This window comes from Pseudomonas sp. GM_Psu_1 (genome assembly GCF_026544185.1).
Taxonomy (GTDB): Bacteria; Pseudomonadota; Gammaproteobacteria; order Pseudomonadales; family Pseudomonadaceae; genus Chryseomonas; species Chryseomonas oryzihabitans.
This window is the reverse complement of record NZ_JALNUX010000006.1, coordinates 245,045-270,959: the sequence shown is the minus strand read 5'-3', so window position 1 is coordinate 270,959 and position 25,915 is coordinate 245,045. Positions and strand designations below refer to the sequence as shown.

Below are 25,915 nucleotides of genomic sequence, written 5' to 3'. Positions count from 1 at the left end.
GCTTGTTCTCCTGCCGCGCACCGGTGGCCGCGGCGATACTTGTTATTGTGAGAGCCCACAGCGGAGCCATATTACTATCGGCGGCTCGACGCGACAGCGAAATTCGCAGAACTACCCAAGGCCCGCTACGTAGTTCTACGTAGCCGCCAGCCCGGACAGGTGCCGATGCAGCTCAAATACAAGATGGTCGCCCTCGGACTGCTGCCGCTGCTGCTGGCGGTGGCCGCGGTCTGCCTGGTGGTCCTGGAACAGAGCCAGCGCCTGGGCGAGCAGCAGGCACGGCTGCTCGAACACAGCATCCTCGGCAGCAAGAAGACCGAGTTGCGCAACTATGTGGAGATGGGCGTCAGTGCCATCCAGCCGCTGTACGGTAGCGGTCGCGACGACGAGGAGACCAAGGCCAGGGTACTGGCGCTGCTGGCCAGCCTGAATTTTGGCAGCGACGGCTACTTCTTCGTCTACGACCAGCATGGCCGCAATCTCATGCACCCGCGCCAGCCCGAGCTGGTCGGCCAGGATCTCTGGCAACTCACCGACGGCAACGGCCTGCTGGTGATCCAGGCGCTGCTGCGCAGTGCCAGCCAGGGCGACGGCTTCCAGCGCTATGGCTGGCAGAAGCCCTCCAGCGGCCAGATGGCGGAAAAGCTCGCCTACGTGACCCAGCTGCAGCGCTGGGGCTGGGTGCTGGGCACCGGCCTCTATCTGGACGACGTGGACGCCGCCCTCGCCCAGGTGCGCCACGACGTGGCCGCTGGCATCCGCACCACCCTGCTGGCCAGCGCCGGGGTGGCCCTGGTGGCGGTGCTGCTGGTGTTCGCCGGCGGCCTGACGCTCAATGTCAGCGAGCACCGCCTGGCCGATCGCAAGCTCAAGCAGCTGACCCAGAGACTCATCACCTCCCAGGAAGAGGAAAGATCGCGGCTGTCGCGGGAATTGCACGACGGCATCAGCCAGCTGCTGGTGTCCATCAAGTTCCAGTTCGAACTGGCCAGCCGCGAACTGGGGACCGGCAAGCCCAGCGCCGGCGAGACCCTGCGCGAAGGCACCCAGCGCCTGGCCGCCGCCATCGGCGAGATCCGCCGCATTTCCCACGACCTGCACCCTTCGCTGCTGGATACCCTCGGCCTGCCCGCAGCGCTCGGCCAGCTGGTGGAGGAATTCCGCCAGCGCAGCGGCCTGGACGTGGACTATCGGCAGACCCTGGACGACAGCACCGCCGGCGGCGACATGGACGTCGCCCTGTTCCGCATCGTCCAGGAGGCCCTGACCAACATCGAGCGCCACGCGGCGGCGCGCAAGGTCGTCATCGACCTGCAGCGCCGCGGGCGCTGGATCTGCCTGACCGTGCACGACGACGGTCGGGGCTTCGATACCGGCCAGGTGGAACATCTCAGCGGCGGCATCGGCCTGCGCAACATCCGCGAGCGGGTGGAGCTGTTCGGCGGTCGCTGCGCCATCCAGTCCGGCCCCGGCGGCACGACCCTGGACGTGGTTCTGCTACGCTCGGACCTCCCGGCCGACGAGGAAAGCCCGACATGACGCCCATCCGCATCCTCCTGGTCGACGACCATGCCCTGGTCCGCGCCGGGGTGCGGGCGCTGCTGGGCACCATCGAGCGCTTCGTCGTGGTCGGCGAGGCCGGCAGTGGTGCGGAAGCCCTCGACCTGCTGGCGCGGCTCGATCCGGACATCCTGCTGGTGGACATCGGCCTCAAGGACATCAATGGCCTGGAGCTGACCGCCCTGATCGCCGAACGTGCCCCGCGCGCCCGGGTGCTGATCCTGAGCATGTACGACAATCGCGAATACGTGAGCACCTCGTTGCGGGTCGGCGCGGCCGGCTATGTGCTCAAGGATGCGCCGTCCGAGGAGATCATCGCCGCGGTGGAAGCCCTGGCGGTCGGCGGGCGCTTCTACAGCAGCGCCATCGCCGCCCGCCTGGGCGAAGGGGGCACCAGTGACGGCGACCTCACCCCGCGGGAGCGCCAGGTGCTGCTGCTCATGGCCCAGGGCCTCAACAACAAGACCATGGCCCAGCAGCTGGGGCTCAGCGTGCGCACGGTGGAAACCCACCGTCTGAGCATCCGCCGCAAGCTGGACATCCAAAAGCCGGCCGATCTGGTCCGCCATGCGCGCGAGTACGGCTGGCGCCCGGAGGGCACCTCCAACGTCTGACGAATTGGGCCGCTGCTCGCCCCCTGGCGACCAATGAGCCCTCTCGTCCTGGCCCCACCGGCCGACGCCGGCTACCCTGCCAGGCGCAGTCGATACGGGACGGCCACGGTCGTCTACAGTGATCAGGAAACCTCAGGAAGCCCTTCCATGAACGACACCAACGAGCGTCGCCGCTTTACCCGCTTCACCTTCGATGCCCCTGCCCAGTTGCACCAGGGTGAGCGCCAGTGGGCAGCGCCCGTGGACGACATCTCGCTCAAGGGCGTGCTGCTGGCGCGGCCTGCCGAGTGGTCGGCCCAGCCGAGCGCGACCTATCAGCTGCGCATCCTGCTGAACGACGAGGCCCAGGTGAGCATGGACGTGGAGCTGGTTCGGGAAACCGCGGAGCAGCTGGCCTTCGCCTGCCGCCAGATCGATCTGGATTCCATCAGCCACCTGCGCCGCCTGGTGGAGCTGAACCTGGGCGACGAAACCCTGCTGGAACGCGAGTTGGCGGCGCTGGGTACGCCCTAGGTCTTGGGGTCGACGGTACTGGCTAGCGCTTTATCGTCTGTGCCGACTGCGGCTTATCGCGGTCAATGGTGCTCCTACAGGTGTAGGCAGACAGCTGATCGCGATCCTGAAGCCGATGGAGATGAACACCTGCACGGATAGCCCCCTCTCCCCTCGGGAGAGGGTTGGGGTGAGGGTGTCCCTCGCCGCGAAGGCCCAGTGGAAAAGGCTGCGCCGTTTCCACGTTACTGCTCTGCTTGATCTCTATCGCGGCCATGCCGGTGCGACTTAGCGATCGCTCCTACAGGTACACGGAAAGCGCTGCAGGAGTGGCCCGTGGCCGCGATAGAACAGCCAGGTCACCTCTGCCTACCACCTGAGCGAGGGCGCCTGTCCGAAGCGAAGGGCGAAGTCTTCCGTAGGACCGGGCCTAGAACTCCAGGTGCAGACCCACCACCAGGCGGGCGTCGTGGGTGTCTTCGCCCTCTTCCCGCGCCATGGCGGCGGTGTTGCCGTGGGTGGCGTTCCAGGACACCCCGACATAGGGCGCGACCTCCGGGGTCACCTGGTATCTCAGGCGCAGCCCGGCTTCGCTTTCGGCGAAACCGGCGCCCTGGCCGCGGGACTCGTCGTTGCGACCGTAGAAATTGAGTTCGGTATGGGGCTGGAGAATCAGCCGCTGGGTAAGGGCCCAGTCGTATTCGGCTTCAAGGCGCAGGGCGGTCTGATTGTTTTCGCCGAAGAAGGCGGTGATCTCGATGTCGAGATCCTCGGGATCGTGTTCCTGGATGCCCAGGGCGGCCCAGGTCTGCGGCGAGCCGGGTTTGAAATCCTGGCGGATGCCGGCCACGCTGCCCCAGCCCTTGGCCAGGGCGTGCCCCCAGAGCGCCTGCACCTCGGCCTGCTCGGTGTGGCCGTTGGTGCGCTCGCCCTGGCTGCGAAAATCCAGGCGATTGGCGCCGCCGCCCAGGGCCCAGCCTTCCAGATCCCAGTTGAAGACGCTGCCTTCGTCGGCATGCTGCCACTCCAGCTGATCCACCTCCAGACTGGCCGGCGCGGAGCTGCTGGGATCGGCGGCCTGGACCAGGGCACTGGTAGCGAAGCCGGCAAGGAATACGGAAAGCGGGAGCAGACGAGACATGGCGGGTATCCAGGGTCATGGAAGCGCCTGATAGACCACCCTGCCCCGCCGAGAGTTTTAAAAAATATTACAAAAGCCGCCAAGGGCTATTCGAACAGGGCATCCAGCGCCTGCTCCAGACGCGTCACCGCGACCACCTGCAAGCCGGGTGGCGGGTCCTTGGGCGCATTGCCCTTGGGCACGATGGCCCGCTTGAAGCCGTGCTTGGCCGCCTCCTTGAGCCGTTCCTGGCCACTGGGCACCGGGCGGATCTCACCAGATAGGCCGATCTCGCCGAACACCAGCAGGTCGTGCGGCAGGGCGCGGTCCCTCAGGCTGGAGATCACCGCCGACATCAGCGCCAGGTCCACCGCCGTCTCCAGCACCTTGACCCCGCCGACCACGTTGATGAAGACGTCCTGATCGTAGGTGGGAATGCTGCCATGGCGGTGCAGCACCGCCAGCAGCATGGCCAGGCGATTCTGGTCCAGGCCCACGGTGACCCGCCGCGGATTGGCCAGGTGACTGGTGTCCACCAGGGCCTGCACCTCCACCAGCATCGGCCGCGAGCCCTCCCAGGTCGCCATGACCACGCTGCCGGCCACCGCCTCCTGGGCCCGGTTGAGAAAGATCGCCGAAGGGTTGGAGACCTCCTTGAGGCCCTTGTCGGTCATGCCGAACACGCCCAGTTCGTTGACCGCGCCAAAGCGGTTCTTGACCGCTCTCAGCATGCGCAGGCGGCCGTCGGATTCGCCCTCGAAATAGAGCACGGTGTCGACCATGTGCTCCAGCACCCGCGGTCCGGCCAGGGCGCCTTCCTTGGTGACGTGGCCGACCAGGAAGATGGCGGTGCCGGTCTGCTTGGCGAACCGCACCAGCAGCGCCGCGCTCTCGCGTACCTGGGCCACGCCGCCGGGCGCGGACTGCAGCTGCTCGGTGAAGATGGTCTGGATGGAGTCGATCACCATGACCCGCGGCTTTTCCTGGCGGGCGGTGGCGACGATGGACTCGATGCAGGTCTCGGTCATGACCTTGAGCTTGTCTTCCGGCAGGCCCAGGCGGCGGGCACGCATGGCCACCTGCTGCTGGGATTCCTCGCCGGTGACATAGAGCGCCGGCATGCGCGCGGCCAGGTGGCAGAGGGTCTGCAGCAGGATGGTGGACTTGCCGATACCGGGATCGCCGCCGATCAGCACCACGGAGCCATCCACCAGGCCGCCACCCAGCACCCGGTCGAGTTCGGTGGAATCGGTGGTGAAGCGCGGGGTTTCCTCGACGCTGACCTCGGCCAGGGTCTTGATGGTCGCCTGGGCTCCGGCCCAGCCGGCGCGTCCGGAAGGGACGGCGGAGGTCTCGACGACGGTTTCCACCAGGGTGTTCCAGGCGCCGCACTCACCGCACTGGCCCGCCCACTTGGGAAAGGTGGCGCCGCATTCGGTGCAGCCGTAGAGACGCTTGGCCTTGGCCATGGCGGAATTCTCCAGTCGAGAAGGGAAGACGCCCAGCATAACACGACTGGATGCATAGACAGTAAAAAGGCGCACTCCCGCGGGGGAGTGCGCCTTTTCTCGAACGGCAGGCTTGGGCCTTAGTTGCCCTCGCCACCCGGCTGACGCAGCATGGTCAGGGCCTGGTTGGCCTGCGCGATGCACTTCTTCTCGTCACCGGCTTTCTGGGCAGCCATGGCGTTCTTGCGGAATTCGGCGATCTGCTGGGCCTGGGAACTGCCCGGGCCGATCATGTTGGTCTTCATCTTGCTGGCATCGTCCAGCTTCTGCAGCTGGACCGCGCACAGATCCTTGGCGAATACGGGGGCGGCGGCAAACATCATCAGGGCGATCAGGGCGGTACGCTTCATGGGGACATCCTCGTTGAGAGGGCCAGGTAGGCCGGATAAACCTCGCTCACCCCGCGAAAGTAGCCTGGGGTAACCCATTGACCGCCGGGCACCGCTGGTCGTTCATCGCGCTGTCATCAGGCTCTGCAGGGGGTTCGCCGATCAGCCGCTAGTGCTTGAGCGTCGACACCATTTCCGCATCGCCACGCAACCAGACAGGCAGCGCCTGTTGCCAGCGCTGCTGTTCGAGCAGTTGCAGGTCGGCCAGCAACCGGCTGTATTCGGCGAATTCGAGCTGCACGCGACGGCGCTGGGCTTCCACGGCCGCCTCGGTGATCCACAGGTGCCACTGCTGGTACATCGCCACTTCGTCGGTCATCGGCTCCTCTCCTGGGAGGCCATGATGGCAACGCCAGCGGCTCTTGCCAATCGCGCCAGGCAGGGCTCGACGCTGCCGGTCGAGCCCGGCACGGCTAGGACGGGTATTTCAGCTGCTGAGCGATCTTGTCCTTGAGCAGGACGCGCTCGCGGCGCAGGCGACCCAGTTCCTCGTCGCCACTGGATTCTTCCACTTCCTCCAGATCGAGGATCTGCTGGTCGAGCTTGGCGTAGTCTTCCAGCAGCTTGGCGAACGCCGCATCGGTCTGGGGACGGCTGTCCAGCTGCTCGGCGTACTCGGGAAAGTCTTTGTGCAGGTCGTGTTTGGCAACCATCAGGGGCTCCTTGGGGACGAGAGGTGGAGGTCGCGAGGGTTGCTGCCCTCGGCGTACAAGGGTGGACCCGGCCCCTTCGACAAAGTGCGACAGCCGCGACCAGTTGCCGATCGCGCGGCGATTTGCCGCTTCCGGGGAACCTGGAGACCGTTAGCAGGGTTCCAAACCCGAGCGAAGCGAGCACAATCGTCTATCGTCTCTTCGAAACCATCCAAAGGAGTGCAGCATGAGCATCATTGCCGAGTTCAAGAAATTCGCCATGAGAGGCAACGTGGTCGACCTGGCGGTCGGCATCATCCTGGGCGCGGCTTTCGGCAAGATCGTGTCGTCCTTCGTGGCCGACATCATCACGCCGCCGCTGGGCCTGTTGCTGGGGGGTGTGGATTTCTCGCAACTGGCGATCACCCTGAGGGCCGCCGTGGGTGACCAGCCAGCCGTGGTCATGTCCTACGGCAAGTTCCTGCAGACCATCTTCGACTTCGTGATCATCGCCTTCGCCATCTTCATGGCGATCAAGGTGCTCAACCGCCTGCGCCTGCACCAGGATGCCGCCCCGGCCGGTCCGACCAAGGACCAGGTGCTGCTGACCGAGATCCGCGACCTGCTGAAGGAGCAGAACAGCAAGGCGACCGAGGCTCCCGTGGTGAAGCAGGAACCGCCGGTCAACCCGCTGTAAGCCTTTCAAAGGCGGCTGCGCGTCGGCCAACCTGCGTTGAAAATGGCTTCGGAATGCTCATTTACCACTTGTAAACTCCGCTTCCTCAGCCATTTTCGCCTTGTTTGACTCTAGCTCGCAGCCTTTGAACAGGCTTACAGAACGCCCGCCTCGCTAGGAGGCGGGCCGCTCCAGGCGGATCCAGCCGATCCGCCGATCCTTGACCGATTCCACGGTCAACTGCCAGCCCTGGTATTCCAGGCGATCACCGGCCACCGGCAGGCGTCCCAGCAGGTCCACCACCAGGCCGCCAAGGGTCTGGTAGTCCTCGTTTTCGGCGATCTGGAAACCGGTGCGCTGGGCCAGGGGATGCAGATTCAGGCCGCCGCTGGCGCGATAGCCGTTCTCCACCTTTTCCAGTTCCGGCAGGCTCTCCTCGCTGGCGTCCGGCAATTCGCCGGCGATGGCCTCGAGGATGTCGGTCAGGGTCAACAGGCCTTCGAAACCACCGAATTCATTGACCACGAAGGCCACGTGGGTCGAGGCGGCGCGCAGCTGTTCCAGAGCGCCCAGTACCGTGGCCTGGGCCGGCAGGTGGATGGGGGTGCGCACCCGGGCACGCAGATCCGGCGACTGGCCTTGCAGGATGTCGGCGAACAGCTCCTTCTTGTGCACATAGCCCAGGGGTTCGTCGATGTTGCCGTTGACCACCAGCGGCAGGCGCGAGTGGGCCGAGGCCAGCAATTGCTCGCGCAGCCGTTCCGGGGCGGCGTCGGCATCGAGGATGTCGACGTCGGCGCGGGCGGTCATCACCGTGCGCACCGGGCGCTCGCCCAGTTGCAGCACGCCGCTGATCATCAGGCGCTCGCGGCGATCGAAGACCGGGCCCTCGCCCTTCTCGCCTTCCATCAGCTCGGCGATGTCCTCGTCCACCTCGTCTTCGCGCAGGCGACCGCCCAGCAGCCGCAGCACGGCCTGGGAGGTCCGCTCGCGCATGCCGAGCCGCTCGTGCAACTGGCGCTTGCGCTTCCAGCGCACCACCTGGTTGGCCAGCTCGATGAGGATCGAGAAGCCGATGGCGGCATAGAGGTAGCCCTTGGGAATGTGGAAGCCCAGGCCTTCGGCGGTCAGGCTCAGACCGATCATCATCAGGAAGCCCAGGCACAGCATGATCACCGTGGGGTGGGCGTTGACGAAGGCGGTCAACGGCTTGCTCGCCACCAGCATCAGACCGATGGAGATGATCACGGCGATCATCATCACGCTCAGGTGCTCGACCATGCCCACGGCGGTGATGACGGCGTCCAGCGAGAACACGGCGTCAAGCACCACGATCTGCGCGACCACCGGCCAGAAGGCCGCGTAGGCGCGATTGCCACCGGTCTTGTGGGTGTGGCCCTCGATGCGTTCGTGCAACTCGGTGGTGGCCTTGAACAGCAGGAAGATACCGCCGAACAGCATGATGAGGTCACGGCCGGAGAAGGCCTTGCCGAAGACCTCGAACAGCGGCTCGGTGAGGGTCACCATCCAGGAGATGCTGGCCAAGAGGCCCAGACGCATGATCAGCGCCAGCGACAGGCCGATCACCCGTGCCTTGTCACGCTGCGCGGGCGGCAGCTTGTCGGCGAGGATGGCGATGAACACCAGGTTGTCGATGCCCAGGACGATTTCCAGGACGATCAGGGTGAGGAGTCCCAACCAGGCGGTGGGATCGGCGATCCATTCCATTAGCGGGATGCCTCCGCGATAGAGGGCCGAACGGCCGCGGAGGAAGAAAGACGGTAGGGGGTGTCAGCCGCACCTGGCCTGGGGGCCGGGGGCGGCTCGGATCTGTCACTGCTCATCGGGACTCGGAAAGTAGCCTTGGAAATTCCGATCCTAGAGCAAGGTGGGGCCAAAGCTAAAGGCCCAACCTTTTCCAATTGTGAAGAAAACGTAAAGACGCCGGTGGTGGCCCCTGTTACCAGTAGTTTTCCACCGCCACCTGCCCGGGTCGGCGACTCAGGGCCAGCTGTAGATCGCGGGTCTTGAGCAGCTGGCGGGTGTCGTCGACCATCTCCGGATTGCCGCAGATGAGGATGCGCGAGTGCTCGGGCGAGAGTTCGACGCCGGCGGCGCGTTCCAGCTCGCCGTTCTCGATCAGGGTGGTGATGCGGCCACGCAGGGCGCCGGGGTGATCCTCGCGGGTGACCACGGGGACATAGACCAGGCGGTCGGTGAGACCTTCGAGGTGCTCCACCTCGCCGTAACCGCGGATGACCTCCTGGTAGGCCAGATCGCGAGCTTCGCGCACGCTGTAGACCAGCACGATGCGCTCGAAGCGCTCCCAGGTATCGGGCTCCTGCAGCATCGACAGGAAGGGCGCGAGGCCCGTGCCGGTGGCCAGCAGCCAGAGATCGCGACCGCCGCCGAAGCGCTCCAGGGTGAGATAGCCATAGGGCTGCTTTTCCACCAGCAGTTCGTCGCCCTCGCGTAGGCGGCTCAGTTCGCTGGTGAAGGCGCCACCCGGCACCACGATGGAAAAGAATTCGAGGAAGTCGTCGTGGGGCGCCGAGACCATGGAGTAGGCCCGCCAGACGATGTCGCCATCGGCCTTGCGCACGCCCAGCCGGGCGAACTGGCCGGCGCGAAAGCGATAGCGCGGATCGCGGGTGGTCCTCAGGCTGAAGAGGTTGTCGCTCCAGGGCCAGACGGCGGTGATCGTCTCGCGGGTGAACTTGTCTTCGGTGGCGGTCATACTGGCCTCTTTTTCCCGATTGCTTGGCGCCATTGTCCCGCAGTGAGCCGCCGATAAACACCGACAGAAACCATGCCTTCTCTCGTCTCGCCCTTCGCCACCCTCGAACTCGACCGTCAGCCCCCGCGCCGCGACGATCCCCTGCAGGCCTTCGACGCCGCCGACGAATACCTGCTGCAGCAGGTCGCCGAGGACGGCCTGGCCCCGTCCGCCCGGGTGCTGGTGCTCAACGACGGCTTCGGCGCCCTGGCCGCCAGTCTCGCCGCTCATGCCCAGGTGACCTCCAGTGGCGACTCGCACCTGGCGGCCCTGGCGCTGGCGGCCAACCTGGCGCGCAACGGCCTCGCCGCCGAGGCGGTAACCTTCGTCCCAGCCAGCGAGGCGATCAGCGGTCCCTTCGATCTGGTGCTGGTGCGGGTGCCCAAGACCCTGGCGTTGCTGGAAGAGCAACTGATCCGCCTGCACGGCCAGCTGGCGCCAGGTGCCCGGGTGATCGCCGCCGGCATGCTCAAGCACCTACCCCGCGCCGCCGGCGACCTGCTGGAGCGGCATATCGGCCCGGTGCAGGCTTCGCTGGCGGTAAAGAAGGCGCGGTTGCTGTTCGCCACGCCCGAGGCACGACCGGCGGTGGCCTCGCCCTACCCGAGTCGCTATCGCCTGGATGCGCCGCCACTGACCCTGGTCAACCATGCCAATGTCTTCTGCCGCGAGGGCCTGGATATCGGCACCCGTGCCTTCCTGCCTCACCTGCCCCAGGGCCTGGGCCAGGCGCGGGTGGCCGATCTCGGTTGCGGCAACGGCGTGCTGGCGCTGGCCTGCGCCCTGGCCAATCCGGAGGCGCAATTCACCCTGGTGGACGAGTCCTACATGGCGGTGCAGTCGGCGCGAGAGAACTGGAGCGCGGCCTTCGGCGAGCGACCGGTGGCGATCCGCGCGGCCGACGGCCTGGCCGACCAGCCGCCGCGGTCGCTGGAGTTGATCCTGTGCAATCCGCCCTTTCACCAGCAGCAGGTGGTGGGCGACTTCCTCGCCTGGCGCATGTTCCAGCAGGCGCGGGCGGCGCTGACCGAGCAGGGCGAACTCTGGCTGGTGGGCAATCGCCACCTGGGTTATCACGTCAAGCTCAAGCGGCTGTTCGGGCGTGTCGAACAGATCGCGGCCACGCCGAAATTCGTGGTGCTCAGGGCGGTCCAACCCCTCTGACATCCACCCAGGAGCGAGAGCTGCCCGCGTGCCTTCCCTGCCCCTCGATCTCCACTACATCGCCCTGGTCCTCGAACTGATCGGCATCAGCGCGGCGATCCACGCCATCATCACGGTGCGTACCGCCCAGGGCGCCATGGCCTGGGCCATGGCGCTGGTGTTCATGCCCTTCCTCAGCCTGATTCCCTATCTGGTATTCGGCCGGCGGCGCTTCGACAGCTATGTGAAGGCGCGGCGTCAGGCCGACGAAGAGATGGCGCGCCAGGCCGCCGAACTGGACTGGCGGCCCTGGATCGCCGAGGCCATGGCCGCCCAGCAGTGCAGCGCGGCCAATCGCAAGCTCAAGGCCATGACCGCCCTCACCGGCACGCCCTGCGTGGCCAACAACCAGGTGCGCCTGCTGATCAACGGCGAGGAGACCTTCGCCGCCATCCTCGCGGCCATCCGCGGGGCGCAAAAGGTGGTGCTGGTGCAGTTCTTCATCATCCACGACGACGCCCTCGGCCTGGCCCTGCAGAACACCCTGCTGGACCGCGCCCGCGCCGGGGTCCAGGTCTTTCTGCTGTACGACGCCATCGGCAGCCATGCCCTGCCGCGCGCCTATGTGGAAAAGCTGCGCGAAGCCGGTTGCGAGGTGAAGGGCTTCAGCAACCGTCGCGGGCTGATCAACAGGTTCCAGGTCAACTTCCGCAACCATCGCAAGATCGTCATCGTCGATGGCGAGGTGGGCTTTACCGGCGGGCTCAACGTCGGCGACGAATACATGGGTCTCAAGCCGCCCCTGGCGCCCTGGCGCGACACCCACCTGGAATTGCGCGGTCCGGCCCTGGCCACCCTGCAGGAGACCTTTGCCCAGGACTGGTACTGGGTGACCAGAAAGCTGCCCACCCTGCTGCTGCCGGAACGCTACGAAGAAGGCGGCGTGCTCTGCCAGGTGGTGCCCAGCGGGCCGGCGGACGATCAGGAGACCTGCTCGCTGTTCTTTGTCGAGGCCATCCACTCGGCGCGCCACCGCGTCTGGATCACCACGCCCTACTTCATCCCCGACGAAGCCGTTTCGGCGGCCCTGCGCCTGGCCGCCCTGCGCGGGGTGGACGTGCGCATCCTGCTGCCCTCGCGACCCGACCACAAGGTGGTCTATGCCGCCTCCTACCTCTATGCCTTCGAAGCGGTGCATGCCGGGGTGCGGGTGTTCCGCTACGGCCCGGGCTTCCTGCACCAGAAGGTGGTGCTGATCGACGAAGACGTGGCCGCGGTGGGCAGCGCCAACCTGGACAACCGTTCCTTCCGCCTCAACTTCGAGGTCATGGTGATGGTGATGGACGTCCCCTTCGCCTGGGAGGTGCGCAAGATGCTGGAGCAGGACTTCAGTCGCTCCCGCGAACTCACCCCCGAGGACAATGCCGCCCTGCGCCGCTGGCGGCGGGTGGCCATGCGGGTGGCCCGGGTGTTTTCGCCGGTACTCTAGGGCCTGGAACCCGCTCGGCGGCGGCCTGGTCCGATGCCCCATGGCGCCTCACCCGGAGCGCCCCGCGCATCCCGGAGTCGCCATGTCGTGCCCCTCGCCCCTGCGTTGCGCCGGTCTGCTGGCGGGCTGTCTGGCCCTGGAGGCCACCGCCGCGCCGCGTAGCGTGCCGTCCATCGAAAGCGAAGACGCCGCCCTGGGCAGCGTGGAGGTCAGCGAAAACTCCGGGCGCTTCCATCCGCAACTGGGCACGGACGTGCGCAACGGCGACTTTTCCCGCGGCAACTACGATGACGACGCGGCCAGCCTCGACCGCGTCCCCTTGCACCTGCAGGCGGGCTTCGCCCTGGATCTGCACCAGGGAAGCGACGGCAGTGCCGATGCCTGGCTGGTGTTCAGCAGCAGCAACGGCCTGCACAGCCCGTCCAGCGAGGAACGGGTCAGCCCGCGGCGCTGGTACGAGAGCAACAACCTGCTGGGCCTGGTGGTGTCACCGGCCGAGGGCCTGAGGGTCGGCTTCGTCTACACGGTCAAGAGTAGTCCCAACGATGTCGCCGCCACCACGCAAGAGGCCAGCCTGACCCTGGCCTACCAGGCCGAGTCGGGCCTGGGTGCCTGGCGTCCGGGACTGGCGGTGACCACCCGCACCCAGGGTGACAGCGGTCTCTACACCCAGGGCAGCCTGGAACCCGGATTGGACCTCTCGGCGGGCGGCCTGCGCCTGAGTTTCCCCAGTGCCCTGGGGGTGGGGTGGAACGGCTTCTATGGACCGGATTCCGGCGATCGCCTCTATGCCCGCACCGGGCTGGCGCTGGAGCAGCCCTTTCGCTGGGGCGAGACGCGCTGGAGCGCTCGCGCCGAAGCCCTGGCGCTCTATCGAGACGGCGCCCTGCGCGAGTTGAGCGGTCCGGAGGGCGAGACCGACGGCGTGGTGCCCCAGGTGACCCTCAACCTGTCCATGGCCTACTAGCCGAGCGGCGCCACGCCCAGCCCTTCCACCAGGGTCTCTAGAGAACGCAGGCCGGCCACCGAGTTGCCGTAGCTGTCCAGCCGGGGCGACCAGACGCAGATGCTCATCTGTCCCGGCACGATGGCGACGATGCCGCCCCCTACCCCACTCTTGCCCGGCAGGCCGACGCGCCAGGCGAAGTCGCCGGCCGCATCGTAGAGGCCGCAGGTCAGCAGCAGCGCATTGAGCTGGCGGGTCTGCTGGGGCGTCACCACGGCCTGGCCATCCTGGGGATTGATGCCGCCGTTGGCGAGAAAGGCGAAGGCGCGAGCCACGTCGACGCAGCTCATGGCCAGGGCGCAGCCGTGGAAATAGACGTCGAGGACGTCATCGACCTCGCTGTGCAGATTGCCGTAGGCCTTCATCAGATAGGCCAGAGCGGCGTTGCGCGCCTTGTGGTCCATCTCCGAGCGGGCCACGCGGTCGTCGAAGTTGAGCGTCGGATTGCCGGCCAGACGGCGCGCCTGTTCGCGCATCATCCAGTGGATCGACATGATGCGCGACACCAGCAATTCGCAGACCTGCACGGCGCCGGCGTTGATGAAGGGATTGCGCGGCACGCCCTTCTCTTCTTCCAGCTGGGCCATGGAGTTGAAGGCATGGCCGGAGGGCTCGCGGCCGACGCGGGTCCAGATATCCGCCTCGTCCAGGCGCTGCATGGCGATCACCAGGTTGAGCACCTTGGAGATGGACTGGATGGAAAAGGCCGTGTCGGCCGCCCCGGCGCGCCACACCTGGCCGTTGACGTCGCAGACGGCGATGCCGAACTGATCCGGCGCCACCTCGGCCAGGGCCGGGATGTAGTCGGCCACCTCGCCTTCGCCGAAATGGCGCGGCGCGGCGGCGGCGATACGGTCGAGCAGGGGTTGCAGCTGGTGGCGGTCGAAGGGCTCTGCCATGACGATTCCGAAACGGGCGGGAGCGCCAAGTGTAGGGGCCACGGCGGCCTCAGGCGAGCCCCAGGCGCGGCGGCAATGGCAGGCGGATCTCGAATCGAGCGCCACCCTGGGCACCGGCGCTCAGGTCCAGCCGGCCACCCTGGTTTTCCACCGCGCGCCGGCTGATGGCCAGGCCCAGGCCGAAGCCGCCGGTGGCGCGGTCGCGACTGCGATCCAGGCGATAGAAGGGTTCGAAAACCCGCTCGCGCTCCGCCGCGGGAATCCCCTCGCCGTCATCCTCGACGGCGATCAGCAACGCGTCGCCGTCGCCACGGACCGCTACCCAGACCTCGCGCTGGCAATAACGCAGGGCGTTGCCGACGAGATTCTGCAGGGCGCGGGCGGTGAGGCGTGGCGCCAGTTCGGCCCGCCTGGGCGCCTGCGTCAGGTCCAGGTGCATCACGACGCCGCGGCGCTCCTGCTCTTCGGCGAAGTCGGCCAGCACGCTGTCGAGAAAGGCTTCGAGTTCCAGGCTCAGGCGTTCGGGCGGCTGCTGGCTGCTCTGCAGGCGGGCAAAGGACAGCAATTCGTCGACCAGGGCATCCAGTTCGCGGACGTGGCGCACCAGTTGTTCCAGCTGACGGTGGGTCTCGGCGGGCAGCGGATCGGCCTGCAACAGCGCCAGGCCGAATTCCAGGCGTGACAGCGGCGTGCGCAATTCATGGGAGACGGCGTTGAGCAGGTCGCGCTGCTGGACGATCAGCGCCTCCAGTTCCTGGGCCATGTCATCGAAGGCCCGCGCCACCTCGCCGATGTCCGAGCGCGGCGAGATGGCCGTTCGCTCGCCCAGATGGCCCTTGCCCAGGCGCGCCGCGGTACGCCGCAGCCGCTCCAGGTCGCGCCAGTGCGGTCGCAGCCAGACATAGAGGCAGACCAGCAGGGCCGCGCCGATCAGGGCGTTCATGGCCCAGTAGGTCAGGGCGATGTCGGTGGGCGCCTCGGGGATGCCGACCCAGAGCACCTGATCCGTCGGCAGCGGCACCAGGGCAGCGCTGGGTTCGCCATAGTCGCCCAGGCGTACCCGCCGCTGGCCAGCGGCCAGGTCGGCGCGCTCCTCCGGGGTGAGGGCCGGATCCTCAAGCGGGACCAGACGCAGGCTGATGGGCGCCAGCTCCGCGGCCAACTCCTCCTGCAGGGCTGGCCAGCGCGCCGGCGGCGCCTGGTTGAAGGTGCGCTGCACCAGGCTGAGCGGGCCGTGCAGTTGCTCGAGGGTGTAGCGACTGTAGCGCTCGTAGAACACCTGCAGCAGCGCCTCGGGCACCAGGTAGCTGGCGGCGCCATAGGTCACTAGCAGGATGAGGTAGAGGCGGACGAGGATCTTGAGCATCTATTCCCACTCGGCGCGGGAAAGGAGATAGCCCTTGCCCCAGACGGTCTTGATCCGCCGGGCGTCGCCGGGGTGCTCTTCGAAGCGCCGGCGCAGCTTGGAGATGGCCACGTCCACCGAGCGATCGACGCCGTTGAATTCGATGCCGCGCAATTGCTGGATCAGCTGGTCGCGGCTGAGCACCTCGCCGGCATGGCGCATGAGGATCGCCAGCAGGTTGAATTCGGTGGAGGACAGTTCCACCAGCTGGTCGCGCCACCAGATCTGGCGTTCACCCGGCAGCAGCCGCAGCTGGCCGATAGTGAGGCGGTCATCGGCGGGTGCCTCACCCAGCTGGCAGCGGCGCAGCAGGGTGCGGATGCGTGCCAGCAGCACCCGCGGTTCGCAGGGCTTGCTGACGTAGTCGTCGGCGCCGATCTCCAGGCCCAGCACCTGGTCGTGGCTGTCGTCCAGAGCCGTGAGCATCAGGATCGGCAGGCCTGGCTGGGCGGCGCGCAGCTGACGGCAGACCTGCAGGCCGTCCAGCCCCGGCAGCATGACGTCGAGCACCACCAGGTGCGGGCGCAGGCGCTGCACCGCGGCCAGGGCTTCGTCGCCGCGACCGATCACCGTCACGGCATAGCCCTGACGGCCCAGGTAGGTGGCGATGAGCTCGGCCAGGGCGGTGTCGTCTTCGACGATGAGCAAGGGGATCACGGCAGGTCTTCGCGGTGGAAAGTGCCGAGCATAGCCGAGCCCCGGGCAGGCGGGCGCGGGGCTTAACACTCTTTCACAAGAGACCTACAGACGTTTACAGGGAGGCCCGAGCGGGACGCCTACCATGGCGCTCTCCTGGAGGAAGCCCCGATGTCCCTGCCCCGCCCTGACCTCGGCAGCCTCGCGCTGCTCTGCCTGCTGCTCGCCGCCTGCGACCGTCCGGCCCCGGAAGCCGCCACCCCGCCCGCGCCCAGGGTGCAGGTGGAGACGCTGCACCCCTCGCCCCTGGCCATCGCCAGCGAACTCAGTGGCCGCCTGGTGGCGCCGCGGACCGCCGAGGTACGGGCGCGGGTCGCCGGCATCGTGCTGCAGCGGGTGTTTCACGAGGGCAGCGAGGTCAAGGCCGGCGCGGTGCTGTTCCGTATCGATCCGGCGCCGCTGCAGGCCGAGGTGGACAGCGCCGCGGCCGCCCTGCGCAAGGCCGAGGCCAGCGCCTTCCAGGCCCGCCGCCTGGCCGAGCGCTATGCGGCACTGGTGGAGAGCGAGGCGATCAGTCGTCAGGCGCAGGACGATGCCCAGGGTGCCAGTCTGCAGGCGCAGGCCGAGGTGGCGGCCGCCCAGGCGGCGCTCAAGCGGGCGCGACTGAATCTGGGCTATGCCACGGTCACCGCGCCCATCGCCGGGCGCATCGGCAAGGCCCTGGTCAGCGAAGGCGCCCTGGTCGGCCAGGGCGATGCCACGCCGCTGGCGATCATCCAGCAGCTGGACCCCATCCATGCCGACGTCACCCAGTCGACCCGCCAGCTCAAGGCGCTGCGAGATGCCCTCAACGACGGCCGACTGCAGCAGGTGGCGCCGGACCAGGCGCGGGTCACCCTGCTGCAGGAAGACGGCAGCCCCTACCCGGAGAGCGGCCGCCTGCTATTCGCCGATCTGGCGGTGGACGCCAGCACCGGCCAGATCACCTTGCGCAGCCAGTTTCCCAATCCACGGCGCGAACTCCTGCCGGGCAGCTTCGTGCGGGTGCGCCTGGAGCAGGCACGGCTCGACCAGGGTCTGAGCGTGGCGCAACGGGCGGTGCAGCGCAGCGCCGGCGGCCAGGCCCAGGTCTGGGTGGTGGATGCCGAAGACCGGCTCGCCCTGCGCGAGGTGCGCCTGGGACCGGTGGTGGACGGTCGCTGGGTGGTGGAATCCGGCCTGGCCGCTGGTGAGCGGGTACTGCTCTCGGGCCTGCAACAGGCGCAGCCGGGCCTGGTGGTGGAACCCCAGGCCGCCCCGGCGGAGGCGCGCTGATGGCCAATTTCTTCATCGACCGCCCGGTGTTCGCCTGGGTGGTGGCGCTGTTCATCCTGCTCGCCGGCCTGCTGGCCCTGCCGCAGTTGCCGGTGGCCCAGTACCCCAACGTGGCGCCGCCGCAGATCGAATTGACCCTGAGCTATCCGGGCGCCTCGCCGCAGACCCTGGACGAGAGCGTGGTCAGCCTGGTCGAGCAGGAACTCAATGGCGTCAATCACCTGCTCTACTTCTCGTCCAGCAGCAGCCAGGGCAGCGCCACCCTGACCGTGACCTTCCAGCCCGGCACCGATCCGGAGCTGGCCAAGGTGGACATCCAGAATCGCCTCAAGGTGGTGGAGCCGCGCCTGCCGCGGGCGGTCACCCAGCAGGGCATCCAGATCGAGGAGACTTCCGCCGGCTACCTGCTGTTCGTCACCCTCACCGCCACCGACGCGCGCCTCGACACCACCGCCCTGAGCGACTACCTGGCGCGCAACGTGGTCAACGAACTGCGCCGGCTGGACGGGGTGGGCAAGGCCCAGCTGTTTGGCGCCGAGCACGCCCTGCGCGTCTGGCTCGATCCCAGTCGCCTGGTGGCGGTCGGCCTGACCCCGGCCGACGTGACCCGCGCCATCGCCGAGCAGAACGTCCAGGTGGCGGCCGGCAGTCTCGGCGAATTGCCCGCCCCCGTGGGTCAGGAGCTGACCGCGCCGGTGCTGATCAAGGGCCAGCTCAGCGACCCGGCCGAATTCGCCGGCATCCTGCTGCGCGCCGGGGCCGATGGCTCCAGCGTGACCCTGGGCGATGTCGCCCGGGTCGAGGTGGGCAGCCAGAGCTACAACTTCGGCACCCGGCTGGACGGCAAGCCCTCGGTGGCGGTCGGCGTGCAGCTGGCACCCACCGCCAATGCCCTGGCCACCGCCAAGGCGGTGCGCGCCAAGCTGGCCGAGTTGTCCCGGTACTTTCCGCCGGGGATGAAGTACGACATCCCCTACGACACGGCGCCCTTCGTCGAGATCTCCATCACCCAGGTCATCCACACCCTGCTGGAGGCCATGGCGCTGGTGTTCGCGGTGATGTACCTGTTCCTGCAGAATCTGCGCTACACCCTGATCCCGACCCTGATGGTGCCGGTGGCGCTGCTGGGCACCTGCGCCGTGCTCCTGGCGCTGGGCTATTCGATCAATGTGCTGACCCTGTTCGGCATGGTGCTGGCCATCGGTATCCTGGTGGACGACGCCATCGTGGTGGTGGAGAACGTCGAGCGCCTCATGGCCACGGAAGGACTCGATCCGCGCGCCGCCACGCGCAAGGCCATGGGCGAGATCTCCGGCGCCATCGTCGGCATCACCCTGGTGCTGACCGCGGTCTTCGTGCCCATGGCCTTCATGAGCGGTTCGGTGGGCGTCATCTATCGCCAGTTCTCGGCGTCCATGGCGGTGGCCATCCTCTTGTCCGCCTTTCTCGCCCTGAGCCTGACCCCGGCGCTGTGCGCCACCCTGCTCAAGCCGATTGCCCAGGGCGCCCATGCCCGCGGCGGCTTCTTCGGCGCCTTCAACCGGGGCTTCGAACGCCTGACCGGCGGTTTCGAAGGCTGGGTGGCCCGCGCCATCCGCCGACTGCTGCCCAATCTCCTGCTGTTCGCCGTCCTGCTGGCGGCCCTGGTGGCGCTCTATGGCCGCCTGCCCGGCGCCTTTCTGCCCACCGAGGACCAGGGCTATCTGATCACCGACATCCAGCTGCCGCCGGGCGCTACCCAGGAGCGCACCCTCAAGGTGCTCGAGCGCCTGGAGCGCCATTACGCCGCGGAACCCGGGGTGGCCAACGACCTCGTGCTGCTCGGCTTCAGCTTTTCCGGCAGCGGCCAGAACGCCGCCCTGGCCTTCACCACCCTCAAGGACTGGTCCGCCCGCGGCCCGGCCGACTCCGCCGCGGCCATCGCCGAGCGGGCCAATACCGTCCTGGCGGGCGAGAGCGAGGCCCAGGGCTTCGCCGTGCTGCCGCCGCCGGTGGAAGGCCTGGGCACCTCCAGCGGCTTCGAGGTGCGTCTGCAGGACAGGTCCAATCGCGGTCAGGCGGCGCTCAAGGCCGCGCGGGACGAGTTGCAGGCCAGGCTGGTGGGCAATCCGATCATCGCCTACGTGCGGGAGACCGCCCTGGCCGACAGCGCCCAGGTGCAGCTGGTGGTGGATCGCCGCCAGGCCGCTGCGCTAGGAGTGAGTTTCAGCGCCCTCGGCGAGACCCTGGGCACGGCCCTGGGCTCCAGCTACGTCAACGACTTTCCCAATCGAGGCCGGATGCAGCAGGTGATCGTGCAGGCCGACCTGGGTACCCGCAGCCAGGTGGACGACCTGCTGCGCCTAGAGGTACGCAACGAGCGCGGACGCATGGTGCCGCTGTCCGCCTTCGTCAGCGCCGACTGGACCCAGGGCCCGGCGCAGTTGTCGCGCTACAACGGCTACCCCGCCATCAGCCTGGCCGGCGAACCGCTGCCCGGTCATACCACCGGCGAGGCCATGGCCGAACTGGAGCGCCTGGCCGCCGAGTTGCCGCGCGGTTTCGCCCTGGAGTGGACGGCGCTGTCGCTGCAGGAACGCCTTTCCGCCGGCCAGGCGCCCCTGCTGCTGGGCCTGTCGCTGCTGGTGGTGTTCCTCTGCCTGGCAGCGCTCTACGAGAGCTGGTCGATTCCCACCGCGGTGCTGCTGGTGGTACCCCTGGGGGTGCTCGGCGCGGTGCTGGCGGTGACCCTGAGGGGGATGCCCAACGACGTCTTCTTCAAGGTCGGCCTGATCACGGTGATCGGCCTCACGGCGAAGAACGCCATCCTGCTGATCGAATTCGCCAAGCGCCTGCACGACGAAGGCATGGACCTGCACCAGGCCACCTGCCGCGCCGCCCGCCTGCGCCTGCGACCCATCGTCATGACCTCGCTGGCCTTCATCCTCGGCGTGGTGCCTCTGGCCCTGGCCACCGGGGCCAGCTCGGCGAGCCAGCAGGCGGTGGGCACCGGGGTGATCGGCGGCATGCTCAGCGCCACCCTGGCGCTGGTCTTCGTGCCGGTGTTCTTCGTGCTGGTGCTGCGGCTGGTCCGGCGCTGGCGCGCGCCGGACCGTTAGCCTCAGGCGTTGTGGGGGCGCTTGTCGCCCAGCAGCGCGGCGTCCTCGACCGGCGCGGGCTCGGGCTTGCGGGCGCCGAGCTTGTCCGAGGTCCGCAGGCTCTGCGGCAGCGCCCAGAACATCAGGCCGGCGGCCAGCAGGCTGGTGCAGCCGATGAGATAGAGCGCCGGGGTGGTGCTGCCGGTCAGGTCCTTGATGTAGCCCACCATCACCGGACTGACGATACCGCCGACCTGCCCCAGGGTGTTGATCAGGGCGATGCCCCCCGCGGCGCCTGCGCCGGCGCCGGCCAGCAGTTTCGGCGGCAGCGACCAGAAGGTCGGGATGGCGGCGATGATGCCGGCGCCCATCAGGGCCAGGGACAGGATCAGGAAGAGGGTGTGGTCGGCGAAGAGTCCCGCGCTGAAGAACCCCAGGGCGCCGGCGATCACCAGGCCGCAGACGAACTTGCGCCGCTCGCCGCTGGCGTCCGACAGCCGTCCCACCACCACCATGGTGATGGCGCCGAAGACGTAGGGTACGGCGGTCAGCAGGCCGATGAGGGTGGGACTCTCGGTACCGGCGCTGCGGATCAGCTGCGGCGCCCAGAAATTGAGGCCATAGGAGGCGACCTGGATCAGGAAGTAGATCACCGCGAGCAGCAGGAAGCCCGGCAGCCGGATCGCCGCCAGCAGCGAGCCGTGGCTGTTGTTTTCATGGCGGGCGATGCGGCTGGCCAGGAAGGTCTTCTCGTCGGCGTTGAGCCAGGGCGCATCGGCGATGCGGTCATGCAGCAGGCGCAGCACCAGCACGCCCAACAGCACGCAGGGGATGCCACCGACCAGGAACAGCCAGTGCCAGCCGCGCATGCCGAGCAGACCGTCCATCTGCCCGAGGATCACCCCCGAGACCGGGGCGCCGATCAGTCCGGCAAAGGCCGAGGCGAGAAATAGCGTCGAGGTGATGCGGCCGCGATAGCTCTGCGGAAACCACAGCGTCAGGTAGTAGAGGATGCCCGGCGCGAAGCCGGCCTCCATGGCGCCGATCAGGAAGCGCAGCACATAGAACTGCCATTCGGCGGTGACGAACATCATCAGCGCCGTGGCGATGCCCCAGGAGATCATGATGCGGGCGATCCAGCGCCGGGCGCCGACCTTGTACAGCATCATGTTGCTGGGCACCTCGAACAGCACATAGCCCACCACGAAGAGTCCCGCGCCCAGGCCATAGGCGGTGTTGCTCAGCGACAGGTCGGCCTGCAGCTGGAACTTGGCGAAGCTGATGTTGATGCGATCGAAGAAGGCGAACAGGTAGCAGACCATGATCAGCGGCATGAGCCGCCAGGCGACCTTGCGGACGATGGCCTGTTCGGTGGCCGCCAGGGCGGCGGAGGTTGCGGATGAGGACATAGCGGTCTCCCGGGAGCGGCCAGGCTGGCGCTCCTTTGTTGTTGTAGTCAGGGCGAACGAATGAAAACGGGGGCGGCTCAGCCAGTGGCGGCGGGCGGCGGATGCAGATCGCAGTTGCGACCGGCCTTGGCCAGCTGACCGGGGGTGTCGTGGCCGAGCAGCGCCGGCAGGGTGCGCGACAGCGCGATCAGCCGCTCCAGGTCGATTCCGGTCTCCACTCCGGTTTCCACGCAGAGATTCACCAGGTCCTCGGTGCAGATGTTGCCGGACGCACCGGGCGCGAAGGGGCAGCCGCCGAGGCCGCCGAGGGCGGCGTCGAAGCGGCGCGCGCCGGCTTCATAAGCCGCCAGCACGTTGCACAGGCCGAGGCCGCGGGTGTTGTGGAAATGCAGGGTCAGGGCGGACGCCGGAATCAGTTCCAGCACCTGGCGGACGATCCGCGCGACCTGCCGCGGATTGGCCATGCCGGTGGTGTCGGCGAGGGTGATGCCGGTCATGCCCAGCGCCAGATAGCGCTGCACCAGCTCGAACACCCAGCCTTCGTCGATGCGCCCCTCGAAGGGGCAGCCGAAGGTGGTCGCCACCGTGCCGTTGAGCGAGACCGCCTGCCCCTTGGCCAGCTGCACCACCTCGGCGAAGCTGGCGAGGGACTGCTCGCAACTCATGCGCATGTTGGCGCGGTTGTGGGTCTGGCTGGCGGAGAGCACCAGGTTCAGCTCGTCGGCGCCGGCCGCCAGGGCACGCTGGGCGCCCTTGAGATTGGGCACCAGGGCGACGTAGGTCACCCCGGGCCGGCGGGCGATGCCCTGGAACACCGCCTCGCCGTCGCGCAGCATGGGTACCGCCTTGGGCGAGACGAAGGAACCGGCTTCGATCCGCGAGAAACCCAGCGCCGAAAGCTCGTCGATCAGAGCGATCTTGTCGGTGGTTTCCACCCAGCTCGGCTCGATCTGCAAGCCATCGCGGGGGGCGACTTCCTGGACGATCAGGCGTTCGGTACTCATTGCACCACCCCGCCCTGCCTGAGTCGCTGGATGTCCGCTTCGCTCAGCCCCAGTTCGGCCAGCAGGCCGTCGGTGTGCTGACCGAGGGTCGGACCCTGCCAGTTGACCTGGCCCGGAGTGGCCGACAGCTTGGGCACGATGCCCGGCATCTTCAGGGTGGCGCCGTCGGGCAGCGTGGTATCCAGCAGCATGTCTCGCGCCTGGTAGTGGGGATCGGCGACGATGTCGGCGGCCGAATAGATGCGGCCGGCCGGGACCTCGGCGCCTTCGAGGATCTCCAGCACCTCGTCGATGCCGCGACTGCCGGTCCAGGCGGCGATGGCCTCGTCGATCAGCTCGCAGTGGCGGGCCCGCCCGTCGTTCTGCGCAAGGTCCGGGCGCTCGGCCAGATCGGGACGGCCGATGGCCTGCATCAGCCGGACATAGATGGGATCGCTGTTGCCGGCGATCACCACGAAACCGCCATCGCCGGTGGGATAGGTGTTGGACGGCGCGATACCCGGCAATGCCCCGCCGGTGCGCTCGCGCACATGGCCGAGCATGGAGTATTCGGGCACCAGGCTTTCCATGACGTTGAACACGCTCTCGACCAGGGAGACATCGACCACCTGGCCGTCGCCCTGGCCGGTCTTGACCCGCAGCACCGACATCAGGGCGCCGATCACCGCGTGCATGGAGGCCAGGGAATCGCCGAGGCTGACCCCGACCCGCGCCGGCGGCACGCCCGGGGTACCGGTGGTGTAGCGGATGCCGCCCATGGCCTCGCCGATGGCACCGAAGCCGGGGCGATCACGATAGGGGCCGGTCTGGCCGTAGCCGGAGATGCGCACCAGGGTGAGCTTGGGATTGAGGGCGTGCAGGACGTCCCAGCCGAGGCCGAGCTTTTCCAGGGCGCCCGGGCGCAGATTCTCGATGAGCACGTCGGCGCCCTCGACCAGCTGCTTGACCAGGGCCACGCCTTCGGCGGAACGCAGATTCAGGGCGAGGGACTTCTTGTTGCGCGACTGCAGGTACCACCACAGCGAGGTGCCCTCGTGCAGCTTGCGCCACTTGCGCAGGGGATCGCCCTTGTCCAGGGCTTCGATCTTGATCACCTCGGCGCCGAATTCGGCCATCAGCCGAGCGGCGAAGGGGGCGGCAATGAGCGTGCCGATCTCGATGACACGGAGTCCGGTGAGAGCCGTCATGGCGGGCTAGCCTCTCTTTGTTATTGGAATGAGGCCGATGCTAGGACAATAGTGCAGTCGGTGGTTAACGTCTTTCGGCAAGGGGTCTTCGCAGATCGCGAAGACCCGATTCACACGTCCAGCAGGTGGTCGTAGAGCAGCCGGCTGACCGGCGACAGCGACTCGACGTCGCGCACCACCAGCGCCAGGCTGCGCTGGGACCAGTCGTCATCCAGCGCCGCCGCGATCAGTCCGAGCGGTCGCCCGATGAGCTCGAAGGCCTGCAGCGGCAGCACGCCCAGGCCGAAGCCCGCCTGCACCATGCGGCACACGGCATCGAAGCCGGGCACATGGATGCGCAGGCGCAGGGCCTTGCCGTGACTGCGTGCGGCCGCCTTGGTGCGCAGGTTGATGAAGCTGTCGGCGTGCAGGCCGACGTGGTCGTCGTCCAGGGTCTCGGCGAAGGCCAGCCGCGGGCGTGCGGCCAGGCGATGATCCGGACGCATCACCACCACTAGGGTGTCCTGCCGGTAGGGCACGGCCAGCAGGCCGCGGGTATCGGTGTCCGAGGAGCAGATGCCCAGGTCGGCAGCGCCTTCCAGCACCCCCTTCACCACCCCGGCGCTGGGTCGTTCGTCCAGGCTGACCTTGACCTGGGGATGGCCGACGGTGAAGGCCTGCAGGTCCTCGGGGAGGAATTCGATGATGGCGGAGATGTTGGCCATCATCCGCACGTAGCCGCGCACGCCCTGCAGGTGCTCGCCGACATCGATGCTGATGCGTTCGACGTCGGCGAGGATGCGCTTGGCGTAATGCAGCAGCGTCTCGCCGACCGGGGTGAGGGTGGTGCCCTTGGCGTTGCGCTCGAAGAGTTCGATGTCGAGCGAGCGCTCCAGGTCGTGCAGTCGCTTGCTGGCGGCGGACAGGGCGATCATCTCGCGCTCGGCGGCGCGGGTCAGGGTGCCCTCCTCGTGCACCGCCAGCAGCAGCTGCAGCGAGACCAGGTCGAGGCGGCGGAGCAGGTTGCGGTAGTGCATCGTCTTGGGGTCCAGGCGGCCAGAGGTCCTTGTACAGGACCCGGCGCGCCCGGGGTAGCCACCTGCCTCAGGTTAGAGACCCAGGTCGCTCAGGCCGGGATGGTCATCCGGGCGCCGCCCCTGGGGCCAATGAAACAGCCGCTCGGCTTCGGTGATCGGCAGGTCGTTGATGCTGGCGTGACGCTCGGCCATCAGGCCCTGGTCGTCGAAGTGCCAGTTCTCGTTGCCGTAGGCGCGGTACCACTGGCCGTCTTCGTCCCGCCATTCGTAGGCGAAGCGCACGGCGATACGCGCGCCGTCATGGGCCCAGAGTTCCTTGATCAGCCGGTACTCGTGCTCGCGCTGCCACTTGCGGGTGAGAAAGGCCTCGATGGCGGCGCGGCCCTGGAGGAAATCGCTGCGATTGCGCCAGCGACTGTCGGCGGTATAGGCCAGGGCCACCTTGGCCGGATCGCGGCTGTTCCAGCCGTCTTCGGCGGCGCGGACCTTTTGCCGGGCGGATTCGAGGGTGAAGGGCGGGACGGGAGGACGGGCGGCGCTCATGGGACACTCCTAGGCAGATG

General features: G+C 67.8%; 24 protein-coding genes. 9 read left to right on the top strand and 15 right to left on the bottom strand.

Annotation, left to right across the window (positions count from 1 at the left end; translation table 11 throughout):
- Positions 1-165: 165 nt before the first annotated feature.
- From OXS31_RS12965 to OXS31_RS12955, 3 genes are all read left to right on the top strand, one after another.
- A complete protein-coding gene (locus OXS31_RS12965; RefSeq protein ID WP_042136754.1) occupies positions 166-1,539 on the top strand; it encodes a cache domain-containing protein in 1,374 nt (457 codons plus the stop codon).
- Entirely contained in the window at positions 1,536-2,174 is a 639-nt protein-coding gene (locus OXS31_RS12960; RefSeq protein WP_027602973.1) for a response regulator transcription factor, read from the top strand. The genes OXS31_RS12965 and OXS31_RS12960 overlap by 4 nt, the downstream gene beginning before the upstream one ends.
- 147 nt (positions 2,175-2,321) lie before the next feature.
- Positions 2,322-2,687: a PilZ domain-containing protein gene (locus OXS31_RS12955; protein WP_267399390.1), complete on the top strand. Its 366-nt coding sequence runs from the start codon at positions 2,322-2,324 to the stop codon at positions 2,685-2,687.
- 409 nt (positions 2,688-3,096) lie between these two features.
- Here OXS31_RS12955 and OXS31_RS12950 read toward each other — a convergent pair whose 3' ends face one another.
- From OXS31_RS12950 to OXS31_RS12930, 5 genes are all read right to left on the bottom strand, one after another.
- Positions 3,097-3,807: a copper resistance protein B gene (locus OXS31_RS12950; protein WP_027602972.1), complete on the bottom strand. Its 711-nt coding sequence runs from the start codon at positions 3,805-3,807 to the stop codon at positions 3,097-3,099.
- 86 nt (positions 3,808-3,893) lie between these two features.
- Positions 3,894-5,255 (bottom strand): DNA repair protein RadA, encoded by a 1,362-nt coding sequence (gene radA, locus OXS31_RS12945; protein ID WP_027598463.1) that lies wholly within the window; start codon positions 5,253-5,255, stop codon positions 3,894-3,896.
- Between the two features lie 119 nt (positions 5,256-5,374).
- Positions 5,375-5,644 (bottom strand): hypothetical protein, encoded by a 270-nt coding sequence (locus OXS31_RS12940; protein ID WP_007162689.1) that lies wholly within the window; start codon positions 5,642-5,644, stop codon positions 5,375-5,377.
- 148 nt (positions 5,645-5,792) lie between these two features.
- Positions 5,793-6,002, bottom strand: coding sequence for a hypothetical protein (locus tag OXS31_RS12935; protein ID WP_058792900.1), 210 nt, complete (start codon positions 6,000-6,002; stop codon positions 5,793-5,795).
- A gap of 94 nt (positions 6,003-6,096) precedes the next feature.
- Positions 6,097-6,336: a DUF465 domain-containing protein gene (locus OXS31_RS12930; protein ID WP_007162691.1), complete on the bottom strand. Its 240-nt coding sequence runs from the start codon at positions 6,334-6,336 to the stop codon at positions 6,097-6,099.
- 226 nt (positions 6,337-6,562) lie between these two features.
- Between OXS31_RS12930 and mscL the strand changes: the two genes are divergently transcribed.
- On the top strand, positions 6,563-7,012 hold the full coding sequence (gene mscL / locus OXS31_RS12925) for a large-conductance mechanosensitive channel protein MscL (RefSeq protein ID WP_108582976.1): 450 nt from the start codon (positions 6,563-6,565) through the stop codon (positions 7,010-7,012).
- Positions 7,013-7,165: 153 nt separating this feature from the next.
- Here mscL and OXS31_RS12920 read toward each other — a convergent pair whose 3' ends face one another.
- Together OXS31_RS12920 and OXS31_RS12915 are read right to left on the bottom strand one after the other, a co-directional pair.
- Entirely contained in the window at positions 7,166-8,719 is a 1,554-nt protein-coding gene (locus OXS31_RS12920; RefSeq protein WP_027598462.1) for a TerC family protein, read from the bottom strand.
- A 232-nt stretch (positions 8,720-8,951) separates the two neighbouring features.
- Positions 8,952-9,728 carry a ferredoxin--NADP reductase gene (locus OXS31_RS12915; RefSeq protein ID WP_027598461.1) on the bottom strand — a complete coding sequence of 259 codons (777 nt, stop codon included), beginning with the start codon at positions 9,726-9,728 and terminating at the stop codon, positions 8,952-8,954.
- A gap of 72 nt (positions 9,729-9,800) precedes the next feature.
- Between OXS31_RS12915 and OXS31_RS12910 the strand changes: the two genes are divergently transcribed.
- The 3 genes from OXS31_RS12910 (at position 9,801) to OXS31_RS12900 (ending at position 13,366) form a co-directional block, all read left to right on the top strand.
- Entirely contained in the window at positions 9,801-10,931 is a 1,131-nt protein-coding gene (locus OXS31_RS12910; protein ID WP_267399380.1) for a class I SAM-dependent methyltransferase, read from the top strand.
- Between the two features lie 28 nt (positions 10,932-10,959).
- A complete protein-coding gene (cls, locus tag OXS31_RS12905; protein WP_007162696.1) occupies positions 10,960-12,399 on the top strand; it encodes a cardiolipin synthase in 1,440 nt (479 codons plus the stop codon).
- 82 nt (positions 12,400-12,481) lie between these two features.
- Positions 12,482-13,366, top strand: a complete 885-nt coding sequence (locus OXS31_RS12900) for a hypothetical protein (protein ID WP_267399378.1) — start codon at positions 12,482-12,484, stop codon at positions 13,364-13,366.
- Here the strand turns inward: OXS31_RS12900 and glsB are convergent.
- From glsB to OXS31_RS12885, 3 genes are read right to left on the bottom strand one after another with little or no spacing between them, the layout of a single operon-like run.
- On the bottom strand, positions 13,363-14,304 hold the full coding sequence (glsB, locus tag OXS31_RS12895; protein ID WP_267399377.1) for a glutaminase B: 942 nt from the start codon (positions 14,302-14,304) through the stop codon (positions 13,363-13,365). The two genes, OXS31_RS12900 and glsB, sit on opposite strands and share 4 nt — an antisense overlap.
- A 49-nt stretch (positions 14,305-14,353) precedes the next feature.
- Complete coding sequence (locus tag OXS31_RS12890) at positions 14,354-15,670, bottom strand: ATP-binding protein (RefSeq protein ID WP_150340637.1); 1,317 nt, start codon at positions 15,668-15,670, stop codon at positions 14,354-14,356.
- Positions 15,671-16,363, bottom strand: coding sequence for a response regulator transcription factor (locus OXS31_RS12885; RefSeq protein ID WP_267399557.1), 693 nt, complete (start codon positions 16,361-16,363; stop codon positions 15,671-15,673).
- Between the two features lie 153 nt (positions 16,364-16,516).
- Here OXS31_RS12885 and OXS31_RS12880 point away from each other — a divergent pair, with 153 nt between their 5' ends.
- Complete coding sequence (locus OXS31_RS12880) at positions 16,517-17,659, top strand: efflux RND transporter periplasmic adaptor subunit (protein WP_042136738.1); 1,143 nt, start codon at positions 16,517-16,519, stop codon at positions 17,657-17,659.
- Complete coding sequence (locus OXS31_RS12875) at positions 17,659-20,757, top strand: multidrug efflux RND transporter permease subunit (RefSeq protein ID WP_267399375.1); 3,099 nt, start codon at positions 17,659-17,661, stop codon at positions 20,755-20,757. The genes OXS31_RS12880 and OXS31_RS12875 overlap by 1 nt, the downstream gene beginning before the upstream one ends.
- A gap of 2 nt (positions 20,758-20,759) precedes the next feature.
- On the opposite strand, the gene OXS31_RS12870 is transcribed toward OXS31_RS12875, so the two are convergent.
- The 5 genes from OXS31_RS12870 to OXS31_RS12850 form a co-directional block, all read right to left on the bottom strand.
- Positions 20,760-22,145 (bottom strand): MFS transporter, encoded by a 1,386-nt coding sequence (locus OXS31_RS12870; protein ID WP_145250341.1) that lies wholly within the window; start codon positions 22,143-22,145, stop codon positions 20,760-20,762.
- Positions 22,146-22,222: 77 nt separating this feature from the next.
- Positions 22,223-23,149, bottom strand: a complete 927-nt coding sequence (locus tag OXS31_RS12865; RefSeq protein WP_027598452.1) for a hydroxymethylglutaryl-CoA lyase — start codon at positions 23,147-23,149, stop codon at positions 22,223-22,225.
- On the bottom strand, positions 23,146-24,336 hold the full coding sequence (locus OXS31_RS12860) for a CaiB/BaiF CoA-transferase family protein (RefSeq protein WP_074584105.1): 1,191 nt from the start codon (positions 24,334-24,336) through the stop codon (positions 23,146-23,148). Before OXS31_RS12860 ends, OXS31_RS12865 begins: the two co-directional genes overlap by 4 nt.
- A gap of 110 nt (positions 24,337-24,446) precedes the next feature.
- Positions 24,447-25,352 (bottom strand): LysR family transcriptional regulator, encoded by a 906-nt coding sequence (locus tag OXS31_RS12855; RefSeq protein WP_027602961.1) that lies wholly within the window; start codon positions 25,350-25,352, stop codon positions 24,447-24,449.
- Positions 25,353-25,424: 72 nt separating this feature from the next.
- Entirely contained in the window at positions 25,425-25,895 is a 471-nt protein-coding gene (locus OXS31_RS12850; RefSeq protein WP_027598449.1) for a nuclear transport factor 2 family protein, read from the bottom strand.
- Positions 25,896-25,915 lie beyond the last annotated feature (20 nt).